Below are 22,643 nucleotides of genomic sequence, written 5' to 3' on the forward strand. Positions count from 1 at the left end.
GATACAGAGCATGCATCACTACCGCGACGGCGCCAGCACCGGTTCGAGAATCCGGATAAGTGGGCTTCCACCAGCATGACCCGGTGGGCACGGCTGGCGCCGGCGCTGATCGCGCTAGAGAAAGATGATCTCGTAGGGCAGGCGCATGCGTTCGAGCATGATGGGCGACAACGACGGCTCCAGGCCGATCTCCGGTTCACCCTGCAACTGGCTGGCGTAGGCATGGGCGGCGTGGCGCTTGCGGGCTACGGTCCAGGTGTCCAGGCGCAGCTTGCGCGCCCGTTGCCAGGGAATCTGGTGTTCCTCGCGGCATGAGTTGTGCCAGGCCCAGACGGGGATCTCGCAGAAGCGTGCGCCGACTTGTGCCGCGGCCTTGGCCGCAGCCCGGCCCACGGCTTCGTGGTCCAGGTTGCCGTCTTCGCGCCAGGTGCTGAACACCACGTCCCCGGGCCGCAGGTAGCGGCTGATGAACGACACCAGCGACTGCTCGCGCTCACTCAGGGCGCTGTCGGCAAATCCGCCGCGTATCCACTTCAGGCTGTGCAGGGGCAGGCCCAGGCGGCGCAGGGCCTCGGCGCTTTCCTGGGGGCGGAACACGCTCAGGCGGCGTTCCGGCCAGACCTCGGAGCCGGGATGACTGGCACTGCCATCGCTGACCGAAATCAGCTCCAGGGGATGGCCGTGGTGGGCCAGTACTTGCAGCAGGCCGCCGCTGGCGATCACTTCGTCACCGGGGTGCGGGGCGACCATCACGGCCCGCGAGCCGGGCGGTACCAGGTTGGCGAGGTTGATGGCCGGGACGTCGGCCAGGTTGCGGGCACTGTTCCAGATCTGGCTGGGCCAGCTGTTATCTATTGCGGATATGGCTTTCATGACCTGATACATCCCTGTTTCCGGGCCGCGGGCAAAGCGGTGAACGACTGTTCAGTGACGGCCCTGGGTTTGCACGCACGCTGATTCCATGGCGCCTGCCTCAGCGTGAAGTACCGGCGTCCCATCCCTTTGGAATGCCGTGATAGCTGCGCAATCATACTCAGCCCGGTGCCGTCCACACAGGGGGCGTCCGGTAAATGTGCCGATTGCGTTTCGCTTGATAGGTTAGCCGTATTTCGTTACGGGGTGTGTCGTCCCGTCGATTGTTTTGCCGACCCGGGCTCGAGCGTCCCTGAAGACTCGGTCCAGCACCCGGCCGGGGCCGGCACGACAGGCCCGGCCGGCATGGGCTGGGGGGCTAGTCCTGGTGCTCGCGCTTGAGCTCGAAGAACAGCAGCGAACGACCGGTTACCGAGTATTCATGGCCAAAGGCCAGGCGTTCCTGGCCATGCACCGCCGGCTGGTTGGTGTCGATCATGCATGTCCAGAATTCCCCGGCCGGCACCTGCGGCAGGCGGAAATTGACGATGTCGTGGTGTGCGTTGACCACCAGCAGTACCGTGGCGTCGGCCCCCGGACGGCGAATGCCGGTTTCCTGGGCCCGGCCATCGAGCAGCATGCCCAGGCAGCGGCCCTGCGGGTCCTGCCAGTGTTCGGTGGTCATCTCACTGCCATCCGGTGCCAGCCAGGTGACGTCCTTGACCCCGATGTCCTCGTTGTAGTTGCCCACCAGGAAACGCCCGCGTCGCAGGATCGGGTAGTTCAGGCGCAGCTTGACCAGGCGCTTGACGAACTTGAGCAGCGACTTGCCATCCTCGTCCAGGTCCCAGTTGACCCAACCGATCTCGCTGTCCTGGCAATAGGCGTTGTTGTTGCCGTGCTGGGTACGGGCGAACTCGTCACCGGCCACCATCATCGGCGTGCCCTGGGCCAGCAGCAGGGTGGCGAAGAAATTGCGCATCTGGCGCAAGCGCAGCGCATTGATCTCGGGATCGTCGGTAGGGCCTTCTGTCCCGTGATTCCAGGACAGGTTGTTGTTGCTGCCGTCCTGGTTGTTCTCGTCGTTGGCCTCGTTGTGCTTGTCGTTGTAGGACACCAGGTCGTGCAGCGTGAAACCGTCGTGGGCGGTGACGAAGTTGACCGAGGCGTAAGGGCGCCGGCCCCGCTGGTTGAACATCTCGCCGGAGGCGGTCAGGCGTCCGGCGAAATCCGCCAGTTGGCCGTCATCGCCTTTCCAGAAAGCACGCACGGTGTCGCGAAAGCGGTCGTTCCACTCCATCCAGCCCGGTGGGAAGCCGCCGACCTGGTAGCCACCCGGGCCGCAGTCCCAGGGTTCGGCGATCATCTTCACCTGACGCAGCAGCGGGTCCTGGCGGCAGGCCACGAGGAAGCTGTGGCGCTCGTCGAAGCCGTCGTGATAACGCCCGAGGATCGTCGCCAGGTCGAAGCGAAAGCCGTCGACGTGCATCTCGGTGGCCCAGTAGCGCAGCGAGTCGGTGACCATCTGCAAGACGCAGGGGTGGCTCAGGTCGAGGGTGTTGCCGGTGCCGGAATCGTTGATGTAGAAGCGTTTGTCCTCGGGCATCAGCCGATAGTAGGAGGCGTTGTCGATGCCCCGCATGGACAGGGTCGGGCCCTGTTCGTTGCCTTCGGCGGTGTGGTTGTAGACCACGTCCAGCAGCACCTCCAGGCCGGCCTCGTGCAGGTGCGCGACCATCTCCTTGAACTCGGCGATCTTGCCGCTGGCCAGGTAGCGCGGGTCCGGGGCGAAAAAGGCGATGCTGTTGTAGCCCCAGTAGTTGGTCATGCCCTTGTGCAGCAGATGCTGGTCGTTGACGAAGGCATGGATCGGCAGCAGCTCCACCGACGACACCCCCAGGCTGCGGATGTGCTTCAACACGTCTTCCACCATCAGCCCGGCGAAGCTGCCGCGCAGCGCCTCGGGGACCGCGGGGTGGCGCATGGTGAACCCGCGCACGTGGGTCTCGTAGAGGATGGTCTTGTCCCAGGGCACGCTGACCCGCTGGTCGTGGCCCCAGGTATGGGCCGGGTCGATGACCTTGCACTTGGGCACGAAGGGCGCGCTGTCGCGTTCATCGAAGCTCAAGTCGGCATCGGGGTGGCCAATGGTGTAGCCGAACAGGGCCTCGGACCACTTGAGCTCACCCACCAGTTGCTTGGCATAAGGATCGATCAGCAGCTTGTTGGGGTTGAAGCGATGGCCGTTGGCCGGATCGTAGGGGCCGTGCACGCGGTAGCCGTAGACCAGCCCGGGGTGGGCGTCGGGCAGGTAGCCGTGGAAGATTTCGTCGGTGTACTCCGGCAGTTCGATACGCTCGAGTTCCACCTCGCCGCTGGCGTCGAATACGCAGAGCTCGACCTTGGTGGCGTTGGCCGAGAACAGGGCGAAGTTGACCCCCAGGCCGTCCCATGTGGCGCCGAGGGGGAAGGGCAGGCCCTCACGGATGCGCGAAGGCTCGCTGTCGGGACCGGGCGGCGAACTGTGCTGGTTTTTGCTCATGGTTGCTCCTGCAATGACGGTGGCGGGGTCGGCCAGGCACGATCGTCGTGGCACGGGGTGTGCCACGGATCGACGTTGGCGCGTGGGCTGGACGGGCGTCAGTTGGCGGGCGGCTTGCGCGGTGCCCGGGGTTTCTTCGTGGCAGTCGGTTTCTCGCCTGGCGGCACCACCGCCGTGGCCGACTTGGCCTCGGGCTTGACCGCCGCCTTGCTGCCGGGCTTGGCGCCCGCAGGTTTGGCGCGCACGGCCTTGGGCGGCTGGCTCGGGGCCAGGGCCTCGGCTTCGGCAAGCTTGCAGGCCATCTCCCAGTGACGTTGTTCCTGTCCCTGGGGCTGACCTTCCGACTCCCAGATCTGATAGGCGAACTCACGAATGCGTTTGTCGTCGGTACTCATCGCAATGCTCCTGGGCTGGATTCAAGGTTCGATCAAGAGGTTCAACGCAAAGTCCTGCAGGACGTCACTGAGCATCAGCTCCTTGTGGGGTGTGACTGTCACCGTGGAAAAAAGTCCATTCAATGTGCACCCCGGGGTGGCGAACGGTAGTTGCACCCGGGTATCGCCCCAGCGTGCGGCGTCCACCTGCGGGATGGCGCTGCCCACAAGCAGGCTCGCCACCCTGATCGGCACGATCACCACGGCTCGTTGCCCGTGGTATTCACGCAGGAAGGCCAGCACCCGGCCGGCGTGCTGCCCATGGACTTCCAGGGGTTGGTAGCGGCCGCGCCGGAACAACTGCGGATACTCCCGACGCAGGCCCAGGACACGGGCGATCAGGGCCTGCTTGATGGAGCCATCGCGCCACTGGGCCAGCCAGCGGGCCGGCTCGACGGGCTGCTGCAGGGCCTGGCGCCGGGCCGGGTAGTCCACTGGCCTGCGGTTGTCCGGGTCCACCAGGCTGAAGTCCCAGAACTCGTTGCCCTGGTACAGGTCCGGGACTCCCGGCACGCTCAGGCGCAGCAGGGTCTGTACCAGACTGTTGAGGGCACCGGCCGGAGCGATGGCCTGGGCCGCCGCAGCGATCGAACGGCGTAGCGCCAGACCCTGGGGGGCCAGCAGCAGGTTGTCGACAAAAGCCTGCATCGCCTCTTCGTAATGGGGATTCGGTGCAGCCCAGCTGCTGTGCAGCTTGGCTTCGCGCAGAGCCTTGAGCTGCCATTGCCAGATCCGTGCGCGGTAGTCCTCGATGGCTGATTGATCGTCGGCTTGCAGGTCCAGGGGCCAACTGCCCAGCAGGCTCTGGTAGAGGATCAGCTCGTCTGCCGCCGAAGGTGCGTCGGCCGCTGGGCGCAGAGGAGCAGCCAGCGCCCGCCAGTCGGCCACCTGGCGGGCATACCAGGTCGCGCGTTCGCTGAGCACCGCCAGCCGCGCACGGCTGTCTTCGCCACGCTTGTGGTCATGGGTGGCCGTGGCCAGCAGGTTGTCGGGGAAGCTCGCCAGGCGCTCGGCACAGGCTTGATGGAAGGTCGCTGGCGCAGCGCTGAAGGTCTCGGTGTCAAAGCCGACGTCGTTGCGTGCCAGCAACACTGCCGAACGATAGAACGCGGTGTCCTCCACGGCCTTGGCCGCCGCCGGCGAGGTCAGCTGCTGGAACCGCACGCCGGCATGGCGCAGCAACTGGCGCCCCGGCCCCGGTGGCTGATGACGCCAGCCCTGGCCACCGAGCCAGCGGTCGAGGTAGTCCAGTACCGGCCAGTCGGCCTCGCTCAAGCTGGCCCGGGCACCTTCCAGGGCCTGCTGGAAGAAGCGCTGGTCCTGGGGGCCACGACCGCAGCCGCCGATGTAGGTGCGATACACGGGAAAATGCACGATCAGTTCCTGCAAGGCCCGGCGAATGGCGCCCAGGGTCAGGTCGCGGCTCATCAGGTCGAGCCTTGCCACTTGCAGCAGGGCCTGGGCCACGCTCTCGAAATCCCCGGCCAGGGAGCCGTTGAGAATCTGCTGACGGGCCAGCAGCGCCTCTTCGGCGAACTGTAGTGGGCGCTGGGTGTGCTGGCTCCAGAGTTCGGCCAGGGGTGCCTGGCCGGCGGGCTCCTGCTGCAGCAGCGACAGCTGGTTCATGAATTCGTAGCCGGTGGTGCCATCCACGCCCCAGTCGCGGTGCAGGGTTTCGCCGGCGCCGAGGATTTTCTCGACATAGATCGGCAGGTGCTCGCCGGGGCGCAGGCGGTCGACTCGGCGTCGCAGCTTGCGGCAGTAGCCCCGAGGGTCCGCCAGGCCGTCCACATGGTCGATGCGCAGGCCGTCCACCAGGCCCTGCTGGATCAACTCGAAGATCTTGCCATGGGTGGCCTCGAACACCGCTGGGCGCTCGACCCGCAGGCCGCCCAGTTCGTTGATATCGAAGAAGCGTCGCCAGTTGATGTCGTCGGCGGCGGTGCGCCAGCTGGCCAGGCGATAGCTCTGCTGCTCCAGAAGCTGGTGCAGGCGCTCGAAGCCTTGGGTGTGTCGAGCGTCGTAGGCGAGCAGCCGCTCCTGCACCGCCTGGTACAAGGCCGGTTGTTGCAGCGCCTGGGCCAGGGCTTGTTGCAGTGCCTGGGCCTGGTGGTGGGCATCGTTGTTGAAGCGCAGGGCGGCAAAACCGTCGGCCAGGGGCTTGAGGGCCGTAGCCGCTGCAGCGTGCCGGGGCTCGTCCATATGCAGCAACGGCGCGTAGTCGCCCGGGCAGATGGGAAAGCGATGCTCGTGGTGGCGCACATGGAAACCCAGCCGGTCATCGTCCAGGTGCAACTGCAGGTTGCCTTCTTGCAAGGCCACGCCGTAGTCGCTGCCCAGGAACGGCAGCAGCAACTGGCCGGCCAGCAGGGGGTCGGGGGAGTGCCACTGGATGTCGAAGAACTCGCCATAGGGGCTCAGGCGTCCCCAGCGCAGCAGGTCAAGCCACCAGGGGTTGTCGCCGCCACCTACCGCCATGTGGTTGGACACGATATCCAGGATCAACCCCATGCCGTGCTGGCGCAGGGTGGCCACCAGGCGCTGCAAGGCGGCTTCACCCCCCAGTTCCGGGTTGACCCGGGTCGGGTCCACTACGTCATAGCCATGGATGGAGCCAGCCCGGGCGCACAGCAGCGGTGAGGCATACAGATGACTGATGCCCAGTTGTTCGAAGTAGGGCACCAGCGGCACCGCGTCGTCCAGGGTGAAGCCCTGGTGGAACTGCAGGCGCACGCTGGCCCGCAGGATAGGGTTGGCAGGTTTGTTCATCGGTCACGCTCGTGGGCTTGCTGCCGCGCACAGGCCAGTTGCTCCAGGCGCCGGGCAGCATCGGTGTCGTCCAGCAGGTGCCTGGCACTGCCGGCCAGGCGCCGTCGCCAGTTGGGGTGGCCCTCGACGGTGCCGGGCAGGTTGGCCTGTTCGTCGATCCCCAGGGCATCTTCCAGGGGCAACAGCACCAGGGGGGCGCGGGTGTGGCCGAGAAAACGCACACTCGCGTCCAGCAGCTGGTCGGTTTCCTCCAGGGGCTCGCGAAAGTTCTGCGGATCTGCGGCCAGGGCCTGGCGCAGGCCGTCCCGTTCGCGCTGGCGATGCTCGCGCCACTGTCGCGCGCCGGCTTCGTCCACCAGCTCCAGCCGCTGGTTCCAGTCGATGTCGCGGCCGTGCCACCAGCCATTGAGGGTGGGCAGGTCATGGGTGCTGGTGGTGGCCAGGGCGTTGTCGGGCCAGTCCAGGATCGGCTTGAAGCGGCAGCCGTGGTCCTGTTCGAACAGCAGCACGCGCATGCCGAGCATGGCCCGGGCGGCGAGTTTTTCCCGCAGGCCGTCGGGCACGGTGCCCAGGTCCTCGCCGAGCACGATGGCCTGGTGGCGGTGGGACTCCAGGGCCAGCAGGCGCAGCAGGTCGTCCACCGGGTAGTAGAGGTAGGCGCCGTCGCAGGGTGCAGCCCCCAGGGGAATTACCCACAGGCGCTGCAAGCCCATCACATGGTCGATACGCAAGCCGCCGGCGTGGGCGAAATTGGCCCGCAGCATTTCGATGAAGGCACGAAAGCCGTTGCGTTGCAGGCCTTCTGGAGAGAACGCCGAGATGCCCCAGCCCTGGCCCTGGCGATTGAGGATGTCCGGCGGTGCGCCCACGGTGAGTTCGGCCAGCAACTGGTCCTGGCGGCTCCAGGCCTGGCTGCCGCCACCGTCAGCCCCTACGGCCAGGTCCGCGATCAGGCCGATGCCCATGCCGCTGCTGCGGGCCGCGCTCTGCACCCGCTCCAGATTGCGTGCGATCAGCCACTGGCAGAAGGCATGGAAGCTGATTTCATGGGCCTGCTCCTCGGCGAACCGGGCCAATTCAGGGCTGGCTGGATCACGCCAGTGCTCGGGCCAGTGGCGCCAGTCCGGGTCTTCGCCACGGGCAACGCGCAGGGCCTGGATCGCCTCGAACCGACAGTGGTTTTCCAGGGCTTCGCCTGCAGCCAGGCGGTAGCTGGCGAAATCCTGGTGCAGCGGATGTTCGCCGTGGCAGAAACCTTCGTACAGCTCGCGCAAGGCTTGTTGCTTGGCCTGGGCGGCCTTGGGCCAGTCGATCAGCGGTTGCTGCTCCAGCGCCTGCAACGCCCCGGCCAGGTCGCAGGCCTCGATGGCGGTGCGCCAGGCCCGCTCGCCAAGGATGGTGCCCGGGGCGGCATACAGGCTGTTGAGAAACAGCCGGCTGGAGGGCGAGTAGGGGCTGTAGCGTTGCGGGTCACTGCTGAACATCGCATGCAGCGGGCTGATGGCCAGGGCGTCGGCACCACGCTCGGCGGCCTGGCGGGCCAGTTCCTCGAGGGCTTGGGTGTCACCAAAACCTCCGTCGCCACTACGGCGCAATGCGTACAGCTGCACCCCCAGCCCCCAGGCCCTGGGGGCGTGGGAGCCCACCGCATCGGCCACGCTGTAGCAGCGCTCGGGAGCCACGGCGAGGGTAAAGTGTTCGTCCTCGATGTTCGCGCTGTGGTAACCCACCGGCATTGCCCCGGGCAGGACGCTGGCCTCGTCCAGCTGCAACGCCAGGCAGGTGCCGTCCTCCAGCTGGACCCGGCACGGGGTGTGTGCCGGGAAATAACGCGCCAGGTCCAGGCCCCGGCCGACATCCACCGTGAGCAGCGGCGGCAGATGCCGGCTGTCTTGCTGTCGCTGCAGTTGCCGCAGGCTGTGTTCGATCTGCTGGTCGTCATCGGCCGCGTGGCCCAACCCGGCCAACACTGCCCGCAGCACCCGCGGCTCGACCTTCTGTGGCCGGCCGTTGGCATCGATCCAGTCCACTGCCAGGCCGGCGCGGCTGGCGAGTATTTCCAGTTGCGCATCGCTCATGGGCGCTCTCCGTCTGGGGCTGTCGGCTGTTCCACCTGCACCACTGCGCTGAAGGCTGGCAGCCAGCCTTGGCGCCAGTGCTCCAGGGCCTGCGGCGGGTGCTGGAACCACAGCTGCGGGTCGCCAGCGGGTTGCAGCTCGACCCGATGTGCGCTGAGGTTCAGATCGATCCGCAGCAGGCTGCCGTCGCCCAGGCGCCAGCGGGCGGTGAGGGCGCCTTCGGCCAACACCTCGGCACCCAGGGCGCGAGTGCCCGGCAGGCGCGGCACCAGTTCGCGATGGCGAATCTGCAACAGTTCGCGGTACAGCGCCCGGGTGGTGTCGGCCTGATCGGGGCTGGGCCGTGGGCAGGAGGCCTGGAATGTCGCCAGGGCGTTGGGGTCGGGGATGCGCTGGCGCTGCGTGGCATCGGCAAAGGCACTGAACGCGGCGAACTCGTCGCGTCGACCCTGGCGCACCGCTTCAGCCAGTTCGCCCTGGTGGCTGGTGAAAAACAGGAACGGTTCCTGCGCCGCCACTTCGTCGCCCATGAACAGCAGCGGAATCATCGGCCCCAGCAGCAACAGCACCGTCGCGGCCTGCAGGGCCTGGGAAGGGGCCAATTGGGTGAGGCGCTCGCCGAAGGCACGATTGCCGATCTGATCGTGGTTCTGCAGGAACAGCACGAATGCACTGGGTGGCAGGTGCGCGCTGGGTTCGCCACGGCGTTGCCCATGGCGGTTGATATGGCCCTGAAAGGCGAAGCCCTGCTCCAGGCAGCGGGCCAGTTGCCGGGTGGGCTGTTCGGCGAAGTCGGCGTAATAGGCCTCCGTCTCACCGGTCAGCAGGACATGCAGGGCATTGTGGCCGTCGTCGTTCCACTGGGCGTCGAAACCGCGCTGCAGCAGGCTGGCCTGGTTCGCTTCGTTCTCCAGGTTGAGCCAGACGTGGCGCCCGGCGGGAATGGCCTGGCGCACCCGCCGGGCCAGATCCTCAAGGAAGTCCGGGTCGTCGATGGCGTGCACCGCGTCCAGGCGCAGGCCGTCGAAGCGATAGTCGAGCAGCCACATCAGGGCGTTGTCGATGAAAAAGTCCCGCACGGGGCGGCGGCGGAAGTCGATGGCGGCGCCCCAGGGGGTATGCCGATCTTCGCGAAAGAACGAACTGGCATAACGTTGCAGGTAGTTGCCGTCGGGGCCGAAGTGGTTGTAGACCACGTCCAGGATCACCGCCAGGCCCAGGCCATGGGCGGTGTCAACCAGGGCCTTGAGCTGCTCCGGGGTACCGTAGGAAGCCTCCGGGGCGTAGGGCAGGACGCCGTCGTAGCCCCAGTTGCGAGCACCGGGAAACTCCGCCAGGGGCATCAGCTCGATGGCCGTCACACCCAGTTCCACCAGCGCCGGCAGTTTCTGTTGCACGGCCTGGTAGCCGCCCAGAACGCCAACATGCATCTCGTAGATCACCGCTTCGTGCCAGGGCCGGCCGCACCATTGCCGGTGCTGCCAGCGGTAGGCGTGCGGGTCGACCACCAGGCTCGGGCCATGCACGTCGCCGCCCTGGGCGCGCGAGGCCGGGTCCGGCACCTGGATCTGGCCGTCGATATTGAACCGGTACTGGCTGCCCGCCGGGCAGTTTGTCTGGATCATGAACCAGCCTTCGGGCTGGGGCAGCATCGGCACGGACTGGCCGTTGCCCAACTCGACGCTGACCTGGCGCGCATCCGGGGCCCAGAGGGCGAAGCGGGTGTGTTCGGCGTCAAGCAGCACTGCGCCGTGGCGCAGGGTGGATGGGGTACTTGAAGGCATCTGCCCGGCCTCCTTTACCTGACGGCGTGCCCCAGGGTCTGGGCCACCAGCTGTTCGTAGAGTTCGGCGTAGGGTTCCACTGCCTGGCACCAGTTGAAGGGGGCGGCCATGGCCCGGCAACGCATCGCATGCAGCAGGGCGGGACGGGCGAACACCCGAAACGCCCGCTCCAGGGCTTCCTGGTAGCTGGCCACGCTGGACTCGTCGAACAGGAAACCGGTGACGCCGTTGTCGATGGTGTCTGCCAGGCCGCCGGTATTGCGTGCCACCGGCAGCGAACCGAAGCGCTGGGCATACATCTGGCTCAGGCCACAGGGCTCGTAGCGCGAAGGCATCAGCAGGAAGTCGCTGCCGGCGAACATCCGCCGGGCATCGGTCTCGTTGAAGCCGATGTGCACTGCGATGCGGCCGGGGAAGCGTCGGGCCAGCTCGCGCATGGCGTGTTCTTCCTCCGGTTCGCCTCGGCCGATGATAGCGATCTGGCCGCCAGCCTCGACGATGAACTCGGCCACTGCCTCGGTGAGGTCCAGGCCTTTCTGGTAGACCAGCCGCGATACCACGGCAAACAGTGGCCCGTCGCTCGGCTCCAGGGCGAACCGCTGGCGCACATGGGCGGCGTTGGTGGCCTTGCCCTTCCAGTCGCCAATGCCGAAGGGGCAGAGCAGGTGCGGATCGGTGGCGGCATCCCAGCTTTCGTCGATGCCGTTGGGGATGCCGCTGAGCAGCCCTTGCTGGGTCTTGCTGGCGAGGAAGCCGTCGAGCCCGCAGCCGAAGTCCGGGGTGGTGATTTCCCGGGCATAGGTGGCGCTCACCGTAGTGATGTGGCTGGCATAGGCCATGCCTGCCTTGAGAAACGACAGCTTGCCGTAGAACTCCATGCCTTCTTGTTGCAGGGCGTGCTCGGGGATCCCCAGCTCCGGGCAGGAAGCCAGGCTGACCACGCCCTGATAGGCCAGGTTGTGGATGGTGAACAGGGTGGGGGTGCGCTGGCCACGCCAGTGCATGTAGGCCGGGGTCAGGCCGGCGGGCCAGTCGTGGGCATGCACCAGGTCGGGGCACCAGTGGATCTGTGCCAGGTTGGCGGCGATATCGGCGGCGGCCAGGCCCAGGCGGGCGAAGCGGATATGGTTGTCCGGCCAGTCGCGACCGTTGTTGGCGCCATAGGGAGTGCCTTCGCGCTCATAGAGCTCGGGGCAGATCAGCACGTAGATCACCAGGCCGTCGGGCATGTCCATGCGGCCGATCTTGCAGGCCGGCAATGCCGCGTGGCCGCCCAGCTCGCCGATGATGTGGATCGGGTTCTCGCTGTGCAGCACCTGGGGGTAACCGGGGATCAGCACCCGCACGTCGTGCAGGTGGGCCATGGCCCGGGGCAGGGCGGCGGAGACGTCGCCCAGGCCGCCGGTCTTGACCAGGTCGGCCAGCTCCGAGGTGACGAACAGCACCCGCTTGCGATTGGGGTTCTGGCGGGCCAGCGGCAGTACCGTCTTGCTCCCGGGAAGCGCAACCGGAGGATGGCTGCGTCCGCCTGTCTGCTGTGGAAGGGGTTCTCCCTGGGTATCCAGTACGGCGCTGATCATGTGTCTCTCCCGTGTTGTTGATCTGTTCTGGCGTTTTGCACGCTGTGCCGGCCGGTTCCTGTGGCCGGGCGCAAGCGTGCCGCACATCGATCAGCCCGCGCTGCCCGAGTGCTGAAGCAGAAAGGATGGAGGAGCCTCTGCAAGGAATGCACCAGCGGCAGTGGCCCTACCTTTAACCTGACCCTGGGCCGGAACCAAAAGTTTCGACTTTTTTCTCACGACCGTGACCGGTCGGTCACGATGCGAGGGCCAGTCTAGGACAGAACCTGCAGCGGTGCCGGGCAGGGGCGGTGTCTGGCGATGGTGTAAGGGCCCGGGAGTGGCTGGCGCCGACGAAAGGTCGACCCGTGGAACGTGTCGGAATGCCCGCAATGGGTGCGTTGGATCGCGGTCGGTCCATGCTGGGGCACGCAGGACTTTCGCTGCTTGCCCGTATCTGCGCGATTGCGACCGCTGCGCGCCCGTGCGCAGCCTGGGGCAGCGGCTACACGAAGCGGCTTTAGCCGCTATCGAGCCTGGGGCGAGGCAGCGTGGGCCTTGCATTGAGCATCTGCGGCCGCTGCGCAAGTCGTAGGCAGCTTTTGGCAGTGGCGACATGAAGCAGCTGCAGTCGTCGTCGAGCCCGGATCAGCCGATCCAGCCCAGGGTCAGCCAGGCCAGCACCGCGTAGCGCGCGCCCTTGGCCAGGGTGACGATCAGCAGGAAGCGCTTGAGCGGCTCGCCCATGACCCCGGCGACCAGGGTCAGCGGGTCGCCGACCACCGGTAGCCAGCTCAACAGCAGCGACCAGTGGCCGTAGCGCTGGTAGTGCTTCCGGGCGCGTTGTAACTGGCGTGGAGCGATGGGGAACCAGCGGCGGTCCTGGTAGCGCTCCAGGCGTCGCCCCAGCCACCAGTTGACCAATGAGCCGAGCACATTGCCCAGCGTCGCCACCAGCCACAGGCCGAGCACCGCCCATTGGCCATTGAGCAGCAGGCCCACCAGCAAGGCTTCCGATTGCAGTGGCAGCAGGGTGGCGGCGCCGAAGGCCGCCAGGAACAGGCCGAAATAGGCGTGGATCAACGGGCCGGATAGTCCGCGACCAGCACGTCACGGCCATCGCGGGTCAGGCCGATGACCTGGTAGGCGTCGGCGCCCATGCCGTCCATCTCCATGCCCGGCGAGCCCATGGGCATGCCCGGGGCGGCGATGCCCAGCAGGTCATCGCGCTTGCTCAGGGCCAGGACCTGATCCGCCGGCACGTGGCCTTCGACGAACTTGCCGTCGATCACTGCGGTGTGGCAGGACGCCAGGCGCGGCGCGACGCCCAGGCGTTGCTTGACGGCGCTCATGTCGCTCTCGACATGGTCCTTGACCTTGAAGCCGTTGGCTTGCAGATGCTCGATCCACTTTTTGCAGCAACCGCAGTTGGCGTCCCGGTGAACGTCGATCTCGATAGGCGCTGCCGCCTGGGCCAGCGTGGTGAAAAACAGCGCGGACAGGGCCGCCAGACGCAGGAAATGTTTCATGCAGTGTCTCGTGTTGAACAAAAGGGAGCGCCCGGGCTGGCCCGGGCGGATCGCGGTGCATTTTGCGATGTTTGCACGGCCAGGGGCGAGACTTGTGTATCAAGGTTATACCGCTCAGTTGCCTTCCGGATTCAGGGTGCCCAGCCAGGCCACCAAGGCGAAGATGGCCAGGGCTATCGATGCTTCCATGCGCAGGCTGCGACGCAGGGCCACGAGGACCGGAGCAGGGTCGCCCGTCTGGATCGAGCGCTCCAGCAGGGGTGTCAGGTGAAAACGATTGAGTGCGGCGAAACCCAGCATTGCGGCCAATAGCAGCAACTTGAGCAGCAACAGGCGGCCATAGAGGCTCTCCGTCAGTGTCGCGACTACCGGGCCGCTGGTCATCAGGTGGTTGGCCACGCCGCTCAGTAGCAGGGCCAGTACGATCAAGCCTCCGGTTCGTTCAAAGCCCTTCAAGGCGCTGGCCAGCAGATGCGGCTGGTCCTCCGTGGTCAGGCAGCCGCCCCTGAGCAGCAGGACAAAGGCCAGCAGGGCGCCGAACCAGGCGCTTGCCGCCCACAGGTGGAGGATGTCGCTGGCCAGGTGCAGATAGTGGCGCGGGCCTTCGCTCATGGCGCCGTGTCCGTTCCACGCCAGGGTCGCCAGGGCCGTGGCGGAGCAACCGGCCAGCAGCCACAGGCCGCCGTGCACGGCCCGGGTGGTCAGGGCCAGGGCCAGGAGGACGCCGAGCAGCATCGCCATGCGCAGGATCCAGCTCTGGCCGACGGCGGTCTGGGTCCACAGCATGTGCAGGGTTGCCGCTCGCAGTTGGCCGAGCTGGTTCTCGCCGTCGAGTTCCAGCGCCAGGCGTGCCAGGGCGACCAGCGACAGCAGCACGCCTAGCAGCACGCAGGGCATCAGCAGCCGGTTCAATTGACGCAGGTTCCAGTGGGCACGCAGTTGCCCAGGCGCCTGGAGCAGGAACAGCGGCAGTCCTGCCAGCAGCATCAAGTCGATGTACAGGGCAAGGCGCAAACCAACGGTAAAGGCGTGGTCCATGGCTTATTCGACGGTGAAGGTGAGGGCGCCGGTGATCGGGTGCGTATCGGCGGACACCGCACGCCACTGCACCTTGTAGCTACCGGCAGACAGGCGGCTGGATGGGGTGACGAGCAGGGTCCTGGGGTCGTTGCCGGCGCTGATCCTGGCCTTGATCGGCATCTCGGGGTGGACCATGCCCGGCATGGCGGTCATCAGTAGCTTGGCGGCAGAAAACTGCGGTGTCAGGGTTTCCGAAAAGATCAGTTCGATGCGTTCCGGCGCCGGTCCCCGTGCGCCTTCGGCTGGCAGCGAAGACAGCAGTTTCGGATGCGCCTGGGCGAGGGTGGCAAACAGCAGGGCACTGCCCAGGACAAGGCTGCGGGCAAGGGTATTCAGGGGTGACATGCAAGGCTCCCGACGGCGTGGCCGCCCATGATTGAGGTGAGGGTGGGTGTTGTTCGATTTCAGAACCACAGGCGCACGCCCAGCACCAGGCGCGTTTCGCTGCGCTCGCCACCTTCGTCGCGGCTGTAGTCGGCACTTTTGCCGTAGCTGCGGTTCCAGGTCACGCCGATGTAGGGGGCGAACTGACGATGCAGTTCGTAGCGCAGGCGCAGGCCGACTTCACTGTCCGCCAGGCCTGAGCCGAGGCCCCGGCGAGGATCGTTGCGACTGTACAGATTGACCTCTGCGGTGGGCTGCAGGATCAGCCGGTTGGTCAGCAGGATGTCGTAGTCGCCCTTGAGGCGCAGGGCTGCCTGGCCACCTTCACCCAGGTAGGCGGTGGCCTGGCTTTCGAAGTTGTACAAGGCCATGCCTTGCAGGCCGACGGCAGCCCAGGTCTGTGGCGAGCCAGGCTTGAAATCCTGGCGTACCCCGCCGACCAGGTCCCACCAGGGACCGATGGCGTGGCCCCACAGCGCTTCGAGTTCGGCCTTCTCGGTGATGCCGTTGCTGCGCTCGCCTTCGCTGCGCAGCCAGAGGCGATCGATGTCGCCGCCGACCCAGCCGTTCATCTCCCACGCCAGGGCGCTACCGCGCTCGGCATCCTGATACTCCAGTTGATTGAGCAGCCAGAACGAGTTGATGGCCTTGTCGTGCACGCCATGACCGCCGACGTCGGGAAAAGCGGCCCGACGGTCGGCATCGCTCGGAAGCGGGATCGGAGTGCGGCTGGTGGCAGGCGCCGAGGCGCTGTCCATCGTCTGCATGCCATCATCCATGGTGCTCATCTGGCTGTGGTCCATGGCTGGCATTGGCTGCGGGGCGCTGGCCGGGACGGCGGCCCCGGCGGCCTGAAGCGTGACCAGGCCTAGACCGAACAGGGACACGGACAGCAATCGGCAAGAGAAAAATGTCATGTCGCAGCCCCCTGTTCCTCGATTCGCACTTCCCGGAACATGCCCATCTCCATGTGATACAGCAGGTGGCAGTGATAGGCCCAGCGGCCCAGGGCGTCTGCGGTGACCCGATAGCTGCGCCGGGTGCCCGGTGGCATGTCGATGGTGTGCTTGCGTACCAGGAACCGACCCTGTTCGTCTTCCAGGTCGCTCCACACGCCATGCAGGTGGATGGGGTGGGTCATCATCGTGTCGTTGACCAGGGTGATGCGCACGCGCTCGCCATAGTTCAGGCGCAAGGGTTGTGCGTCGCTGAACTTGATGCCGTCGAAGGACCAGGCGAATTTCTCCATGTGCCCGGTCAGGTGCAGTTCGATGGTGCGGCCGGGCTCGCGGCCGTCGGGATCTTCGAAGGTGCTGCGCAGGTCGGCGTAGGTCAGCACCCGGCGGCCGTTGCCGCGCAGGCCGATACCCGGATCGTCGAGTTTCGGTGTCGGGTTCATGGTCTGCATGTCCACCAGCGGGTTGCCGGTCTCCGAGGCCGGGTGGCGCTGCATCTGGCCCATGCCGGTCATTTGCCCATGGTCCATTCCCGGCATGCCTTGCATGGAACCGTGGTCCATCGCAGCCATCGGGTCGTGATCGCCTTGCACATCGGCCATGCCGGCCATGTTGCCGTGGTCCATGCCCATGTCGGCCATGCTGATCAATGGGCGCGGGTCCAGAGCCGGGATCGCCGCACTCAGGCCCGGGCTCGATGCCAGGGTGCCGCGGGCGTAACCCGTGCGGTCCATGGATTGGGCGAACAGGGTATAGGCCTGTTCAGGACCCGGCTCGACCAGCACGTCGTAGGTCTCGGCTACTGCGATGCGCAACTCGTCGACGCTGACCGGCTGCACGTATTGGCCGTCGGCGGCGACCACGGTCATCTTCAAGCCTGGGATGCGCACGTCGAAGTAGGTCATGGCCGAACCGTTGATCAGCCGCAGGCGCAGCCGTTCTCCTGGCTTGAACAGTCCGGTCCAGTTGCTGCCCGGGGTCTGGCCGTTGAGCAGGTAGCGGTAAGTGGCCGCACTGACGTCGGCCAGGTCCGTGGGGCTCATCTTCATTTCGGCCCACATCTTGCGGTCCGCCAGGGTGGCGGCCCAGCCATCGCGGCTGACGTCCTCGATGAAGTCGCCCACGGTGCGCTTGTGGTAGTTGAAGTAGCCGGACTGCTTTTTCAGGATGTGCATCAGGTGTTGCGGTGCCAGGTCGCTCCAGTCGCTGAGCAGCAGTACATGCTCGCGGTCGTACTGGAACGGTTCGGGGTCGCGGGCGTCGATCACCAAGGGGCCGTAGACTCCGGCCTGTTCCTGCAGTCCGGAGTGGCTATGGTACCAGTAGGTGCCGTTCTGCCGGACCTGGAAGCGGTACTCGTAGAGCCCTCCGGGCGCGATGCCGTGGAAGCTCAGGCCGGGAACCCCGTCCATGTTGGCCGGCAGGAGGATCCCGTGCCAATGGATCGAGGTGTCTTGTGCAAGTCGGTTGCGCACGCGGATGGTGACGGTGTCGCCTTCGCGCCAACGCAGCAGCGGGCCCGGCAGGCTGCCGTTGATGGTCATGGCGGTGCATGGCTGGCCGCTGAAGTTGACGGGTGACTCACCGATGAACAGATCGAACTGCTGGCCGCTCAGTTCCAGGGGGTGGCCGCTGGTACCCAGCGCCCAGGCCGGTGAGCGCCAGAGATCACTGCCGGCCAGCACACTGGCGGCGGCCAGGCCTTTGATGAAGCTGCGTCGAGAGGGATTGCCATGCATGCCGATAAGGTCCTGTCTGCCCTGGGTTTCAGGTTGAGGCAGAGACTAATCGGCCATGGCTGTCAGCCAGCTGAGGTACAGATTACTGATTTGTCAGCGTGGTTCAGGGGCGCGGCGCCGTCAGCCGGGCGGCGCTTCCAGTATGTGCTTGAGGTTGTCCAGGGCCTGGCCGGATGAGCGCTCCATGCGTGAGCGCAGGCCGCCGAGATTGAGGTCGGTGGAGTAGTGCAGGATGTGCTTGAGCAGAGTGCCATTACCCTGCTTGCGCAACTGGTAGTCGATGCTGCCATCCAGGGGCGCGGAGCTGAATACTATCTTGAACTCCCTGGGCAGCACCGCGCTCAGGACCCGGCAGCTCAAGTGCACTTGCACCCCCAGCAGGTTGATGGTTTCGCTGAATCGATGGCCGGCTGGCAGCGAGCCGCCCCGGCCGGTGTCGGCATGCAGGGAGCCGGGATGCCATTCGTACCAGCGATCGGGTTGGGAAAGGTAGTAGTAGACCGTATCGATGCCCGCCGCGATGTATCGCTGCTGGCTGATGTATTCGCCCATCAGGTGGGGCTGGCGCTGGCCCATGATGGTTGCACCTCCTTGTGACCGGAGCTGCAAATATAGTCGCACTCGCGCCCGGGGGCGGGAGTGCGACCGACCGTTCAGCGGACTTTGAAGCGGCCCATCAGGGCACTGACCCTCTGGTTGGCCTGCATCAGGCTTCGGGCGTTGCTTTCACTGGCCTGGCCACCGGACACCAGCTCCTCGACCATATGTCGGATGCTGACCATGCTGCGGTTGATCTCCTCGGTGACCGCGCTCTGCTGTTCGGCGGCGGTGGCGATCTGGGTACTGAGGCTGTTGATCTGGCTGACCGAACCGGCCATTTCGTCCAGGCCCGAATTGACCCGGGCCGTGGCATCCGCCGCCGACTGGCAACTGGCCTGGGTGTTCTCCATGGCCGTGACCGAGGAGCTCACGCCCTGGGTCAAGCGACTGAGCATTTCGTTGATTTGCGAGGTGCTGGCCTGGGTGCGGGCGGCCAGGGCACGGACTTCGTCGGCTACCACGGCAAAGCCGCGGCCCTGTTCGCCTGCCCGGGCTGCCTCGATGGCTGCGTTGAGGGCCAGCAGGTTGGTTTGCCCGGCTATGGCGCCGATCACCCCGAGAACCTCGGTAATGCGCTGGGCATCCTCCTGCATGGCCTCGACCTTGCGGGTGGCGCTGGCCACTTCATCGATCAGCGCGATCACGCTGCCGGACGCTTCGCCCACCACCACGCGCGAGTGCTCGGCATGTTCGTTGGCGCGCTGGGTAAAGGCCGCGGTTTCGGCGGCGTTGGCCGCCACGCTGTCGGCGGTGGAGCTCATCTGGGTGATGGCGGTGACGGTCTGGTCGGTCTCCGAGGCGTGTCGGGCCAGGATCTGTCCGGTCTGCTCGGAGGTACGCTGCAACTGCTGCAGGCTGCCGGCCATGGCCTCGTTGGCCTCGGTCACCTCGCCGATCATGTTCTGCAGGTAGATGATGAAGCGGTTCACCGAATGGCCGATGGCTCCCAGTTCGTCCTCGGCCCGGATGGTGATGCGCCGGGTCAGGTCGGCATCGCCGGTAGCCAAGGCATCGATATTGGCCTTGAGGGTCTTCATCCGTTGCACCAACTGGCCAATGGCATAGACCTGCAGCAGCACCAGCAGGATCACCATGGGCAGTTGCAGCAGGCTCAGGGTGCTCAGCACATCATCGCGCTGGGCGGTGATCAGGCGGGTGGGCAGGGCGCTGGCGAGGAACCAGGGCGTGCCGTCGATGGGCTGCATGAAAAAGGTGCTGGGCTCCCCGGCGTTGTCGAACTCCAGGCGCTGCAAGCCATTGTTGCGATGCTCGAGGGCCTTGCTCACCTGGGCGGCAAAGGGCGAGCTGGTGGCCAGCTCGGTGATGTTCTTGAGAACGATGGGGCCGTTGATTCGCGAGCTGTTGCTGATGATCTTGCCGTCCGCCTCGACGATCAGCATCTGGGCGCCGAGGGATTTTTCCCGGGCCGCCACCAGGTCGTTGAAGAAGCCCAGGGTCACGTCGATGGTGGCCACGCCATAGGGCACGCCGTCACGGTTGATGGCCATGGCGCAGTTGGTGCGTGGCTCGGCGCTGGCGTCATCCTTGTAGGCTGCGGCCCACGCGCACTGGCCCTGGGCCGTTTGCATGCCGCCCTTGTACCAGGCCTGGTCGTAGTAGTTGGGTGCGGCGTCGCTGTTCCAGAAGGTGTTGACCTTGAGCTTGCCCGAGGCATCTCGGTGCCAGAAGGTGCTGTGCTTGGCGCGCCCCGGGGTGCGCTGGCCAGGCAGGGGCCAGATGCCGCCGCCGAAGACCTTCTGCTCACCGTACTGGTCTACCAGCCCTGGCAGAACCCGGTCGATGCTGTCGCTGTCGAGCAGTGCAACGGTCTGGGTGATGCTGCGCTGCTGGGCCTGGACCTTGTTCAACTCGCCCTGGATGCGCTGCGCCACTTCGGCGATGCGGTCCAGGGCCACCTGTTCCTCGGTCTGGCGCAGCTTGGGCGCCACCAGTTGGCCGATACCCACCACGGTGAGTACCAGCATCAGGACAATGAACAGGGCCAGAAAAAGCGTGTAGCGAGCTTGAATCGTGCGCAAAGCGGGCATGGGACCTGTCCTTACCGAGCGTTTCTTATTATCTGGGGAGGCTGCACCTTATGAGGGGCATTCATAGGATGTCGGCGCGAATTCCTCGCTCTTTAGGACGTTCGTACAGAAAAAAACGATCTTGTGTGCAAGGAGTCTGCCGGAATGCCCCAGAGGCCCTGGAAATTTGCCGCACGGGCTGCGCAAAAACAGCAAAACAGATCCTCAAAACTGCCAAGGACAGCGATGAAGTCCTTTAAAACAAGGCCTTCAAGCGAATGTGTCGAGAATGTACGAAATTTGTAAATTCTGAAAATAAATCATTGTTGGGGGCTGCCGTGGCGTTGATACTTGCGCCCATTCAGATGATTCATCGCGGCTTGTGCCCTGTTTCAGATGTCTGTCCAGATCTTTCGCAAGGGCAGCACAGGGGGGATCGGCAAGCCGGACTACAGGAGTGTCACTATGGCAATCGGATACGTTGGAAGCGCGGGCAGCAGGGCAGGCCTGTTGAGCCAGACGAGCGACGGCGCCCGCAAGGTTCCGCAGAGCGCCAAGGTTCGTCAGATCCTGACCATGGTGGGTCAGAACGCTACCGTGCTCGACGTGCGCAAGATGGACCAGTTGAAAGTGCACAAGCAGATCAAGGGGTTCGATCCGACGAATGTCACCATCAAGTCCTTGGGTGGCATGAGCACCTTCCTCAAGAACAACGGCTTGATCTCCGATATCACTGCGCTGAACCTGCTCAATGCCGGTGACAAATTCGACCGTTTCGGCATTCCGAAGAACCCCGATGAGTCCTTCAACGCCCTGGAATACTTCGCGATGAAGATCGACGACATCCAGAGCAACAACCTCAAGGGCAACAAGTACGCCAACTACTTGATTCCCGAGTACAAGAAGGCCATCTACGTTCTTCAAAGCCTGCAGAACTACGGCAAGGGCAACGGCACCACGGTGCCCAACAAGGATGGCGTCACCTCCGCCAAGGCCTGACCCAGGACCTGGCCCAGGGCCGGGGCGCTCACCAGCAGCCCCGGCCCAAATGCCAGTCAGTTAAGCGAGGTGATCCGCCGTAGGAGCGAGGCTTGCTCGCGAGGGTCGTTAACGGTAGCGCGTGTTTACTGGATAAACTCAGTGCTCTCAACGCCATCGCGGGCAAGCCTCGCTCCTACAACTTCCTTAACTGACTGGCATTTGCCCCGGCCTTGTCGTTTCAACGGTCCAGCATCGCCATCACGTCTTCGCTGTAGCGGGTGCCGGCGGTGGCCTGCGGGTTGAAGATCGCCCCCAGCGACGCCAGTTCGCCAGCGCTTAGCCGGACCTCGAGCGCCGCTACATTTTCCTCCAGATAACGCCGTTGCTTGGTGCCGGGAATCGGTATCAAGTGGTCGCCCTGGGCTAGTACCCAGGCCAGGGCCAGTTGCCCGGCGCTGACGGCTTTCTCTGCCGCCAGGCGCTGGACCTGCTCGACCAGGCGCAGGTTGTGCTGGAAATTCTCCCCCTGGAAACGCGGATTGAAACGCCGGTAGTCATCGGCGGCGAAGTCGTCCGGGCTTTGCAGGGCGCCGGTCAGAAACCCCCGGCCCAGGGGGCTGTAGGGTACGAACGCGATACCCAGGCGCTGGCAGGTGGCAAGGCAACCGTTGATTTCGGGATCGCGACTCCACAACGAGTATTCACTTTGCAGGGCGCTGATGGGGTGGACCTTGTGGGCCCGCTCCAGGGTCGCTGCCGACGCTTCGCTCAAACCCAGGTAACGCACCTTGCCGGCCTGGACCAGTTCGGCCATGGCGCCGACGGTTTCCTCGATGGCCACGTCCGGATCGACCCGGTGCTGGTAGTAGAGGTCCAGGGTCTCCACGCCCAGGCGCCGCAGGCTGCCGTCGATGGCGGCGCGAACGTACTCCGGACGGCCGTCGACTCCGCGGGCCGAAGGGCTTGCCGGGTCGCGGACGATCCCGAACTTGCTGGCCAGGACCACCTGCTCACGTTTGCCACGAATGGCCTGGCCGATCAGTTCCTCATTGCTGTGGGGGCCGTACATGTCGGCGGTATCGAGCAGGGTGATGCCCAGTTCCAGGGCGCGGTGCAGGGTGGCGATGGATTCGCGGGAGTCGCTGCCGGTGGTGTAGAAGTCGCTCATGCCCATGCAGCCCAGGCCAATGGCGCTGACCTGCGGACCGTTGTGGCCCAGTTGTCGAGTGTGCATCTGATTGCTCCTGTAGGGGGAGGCCATTGTGATACTCGACAAAACGCCGATAAACCGGCTAAAAGCGCTATCACTATTTTGATTTTCCAAACAAT

General features: G+C 65.5%; 16 protein-coding genes and 2 pseudogenes. 1 reads left to right on the plus strand and 17 read right to left on the minus strand.

Annotation, left to right across the window (positions count from 1 at the left end; all coding sequences use genetic code 11):
• Positions 1-114 precede the first annotated feature (114 nt).
• From LGQ10_RS02545 to LGQ10_RS31485, 16 genes and pseudogenes are all read right to left on the minus strand, one after another.
• Positions 115-873 (minus strand): PIG-L deacetylase family protein, encoded by a 759-nt coding sequence (locus tag LGQ10_RS02545; protein ID WP_058437281.1) that lies wholly within the window; start codon positions 871-873, stop codon positions 115-117.
• Positions 874-1,231: 358 nt separating this feature from the next.
• Entirely contained in the window at positions 1,232-3,394 is a 2,163-nt protein-coding gene (gene glgX, locus LGQ10_RS02550) for a glycogen debranching protein GlgX (protein WP_226524587.1), read from the minus strand.
• A gap of 98 nt (positions 3,395-3,492) precedes the next feature.
• Positions 3,493-3,789 carry a DUF2934 domain-containing protein gene (locus LGQ10_RS02555; RefSeq protein WP_058437275.1) on the minus strand — a complete coding sequence of 99 codons (297 nt, stop codon included), beginning with the start codon at positions 3,787-3,789 and terminating at the stop codon, positions 3,493-3,495.
• Between the two features lie 21 nt (positions 3,790-3,810).
• Complete coding sequence (locus tag LGQ10_RS02560) at positions 3,811-6,597, minus strand: malto-oligosyltrehalose synthase (RefSeq protein ID WP_226524588.1); 2,787 nt, start codon at positions 6,595-6,597, stop codon at positions 3,811-3,813.
• Positions 6,594-8,675, minus strand: coding sequence for a 4-alpha-glucanotransferase (malQ, locus tag LGQ10_RS02565; protein ID WP_226524589.1), 2,082 nt, complete (start codon positions 8,673-8,675; stop codon positions 6,594-6,596). The genes LGQ10_RS02560 and malQ overlap by 4 nt, the downstream gene beginning before the upstream one ends.
• A complete protein-coding gene (gene treZ, locus LGQ10_RS02570) occupies positions 8,672-10,459 on the minus strand; it encodes a malto-oligosyltrehalose trehalohydrolase (protein WP_226524590.1) in 1,788 nt (595 codons plus the stop codon). Before treZ ends, malQ begins: the two co-directional genes overlap by 4 nt.
• A 14-nt stretch (positions 10,460-10,473) precedes the next feature.
• Complete coding sequence (glgA, locus tag LGQ10_RS02575; protein ID WP_226524591.1) at positions 10,474-12,039, minus strand: glycogen synthase GlgA; 1,566 nt, start codon at positions 12,037-12,039, stop codon at positions 10,474-10,476.
• Between the two features lie 627 nt (positions 12,040-12,666).
• Positions 12,667-13,101 carry a YqaA family protein gene (locus LGQ10_RS02580; protein WP_058433892.1) on the minus strand — a complete coding sequence of 145 codons (435 nt, stop codon included), beginning with the start codon at positions 13,099-13,101 and terminating at the stop codon, positions 12,667-12,669.
• Positions 13,098-13,547, minus strand: coding sequence for a DUF411 domain-containing protein (locus LGQ10_RS02585; RefSeq protein WP_226524592.1), 450 nt, complete (start codon positions 13,545-13,547; stop codon positions 13,098-13,100). Before LGQ10_RS02585 ends, LGQ10_RS02580 begins: the two co-directional genes overlap by 4 nt.
• 114 nt (positions 13,548-13,661) lie before the next feature.
• Positions 13,662-14,585, minus strand: a complete 924-nt coding sequence (gene copD / locus LGQ10_RS02590) for a copper homeostasis membrane protein CopD (protein ID WP_226524593.1) — start codon at positions 14,583-14,585, stop codon at positions 13,662-13,664.
• A 3-nt stretch (positions 14,586-14,588) separates the two neighbouring features.
• Entirely contained in the window at positions 14,589-14,972 is a 384-nt protein-coding gene (gene copC / locus LGQ10_RS02595; protein ID WP_226524594.1) for a copper homeostasis periplasmic binding protein CopC, read from the minus strand.
• Positions 14,973-15,031: 59 nt separating this feature from the next.
• The gene (locus LGQ10_RS02600; RefSeq protein WP_226524595.1) at positions 15,032-15,928 is read right to left on the minus strand and encodes a copper resistance protein B; all 897 of its coding nucleotides are present in this window, start codon (positions 15,926-15,928) and stop codon (positions 15,032-15,034) included.
• Positions 15,925-17,706, minus strand: a complete 1,782-nt coding sequence (locus LGQ10_RS02605; protein ID WP_058436650.1) for a copper resistance system multicopper oxidase — start codon at positions 17,704-17,706, stop codon at positions 15,925-15,927. The genes LGQ10_RS02600 and LGQ10_RS02605 overlap by 4 nt, the downstream gene beginning before the upstream one ends.
• Positions 17,707-17,826: 120 nt before the next feature.
• Positions 17,827-18,282: an SRPBCC family protein gene (locus LGQ10_RS02610; protein WP_058436651.1), complete on the minus strand. Its 456-nt coding sequence runs from the start codon at positions 18,280-18,282 to the stop codon at positions 17,827-17,829.
• 77 nt (positions 18,283-18,359) lie between these two features.
• A pseudogene (locus LGQ10_RS31480) lies at positions 18,360-18,890 on the minus strand (methyl-accepting chemotaxis protein); the annotation flags it as partial.
• A 333-nt stretch (positions 18,891-19,223) separates the two neighbouring features.
• Positions 19,224-20,354, minus strand: a pseudogene (locus LGQ10_RS31485) (cache domain-containing protein); the annotation flags it as partial.
• 444 nt (positions 20,355-20,798) lie between these two features.
• Between LGQ10_RS31485 and LGQ10_RS02620 the strand changes: the two are divergent.
• On the plus strand, positions 20,799-21,332 hold the full coding sequence (locus LGQ10_RS02620) for a hypothetical protein (protein WP_058437244.1): 534 nt from the start codon (positions 20,799-20,801) through the stop codon (positions 21,330-21,332).
• A 220-nt stretch (positions 21,333-21,552) separates the two neighbouring features.
• Here LGQ10_RS02620 and LGQ10_RS02625 read toward each other — a convergent pair whose 3' ends face one another.
• Positions 21,553-22,548, minus strand: a complete 996-nt coding sequence (locus LGQ10_RS02625; RefSeq protein ID WP_226524597.1) for an aldo/keto reductase — start codon at positions 22,546-22,548, stop codon at positions 21,553-21,555.
• Positions 22,549-22,643: the final 95 nt, after the last annotated feature.

The organism is Pseudomonas sp. L5B5 (genome assembly GCF_020520285.1).
Taxonomy (GTDB): domain Bacteria; phylum Pseudomonadota; class Gammaproteobacteria; order Pseudomonadales; family Pseudomonadaceae; genus Aquipseudomonas.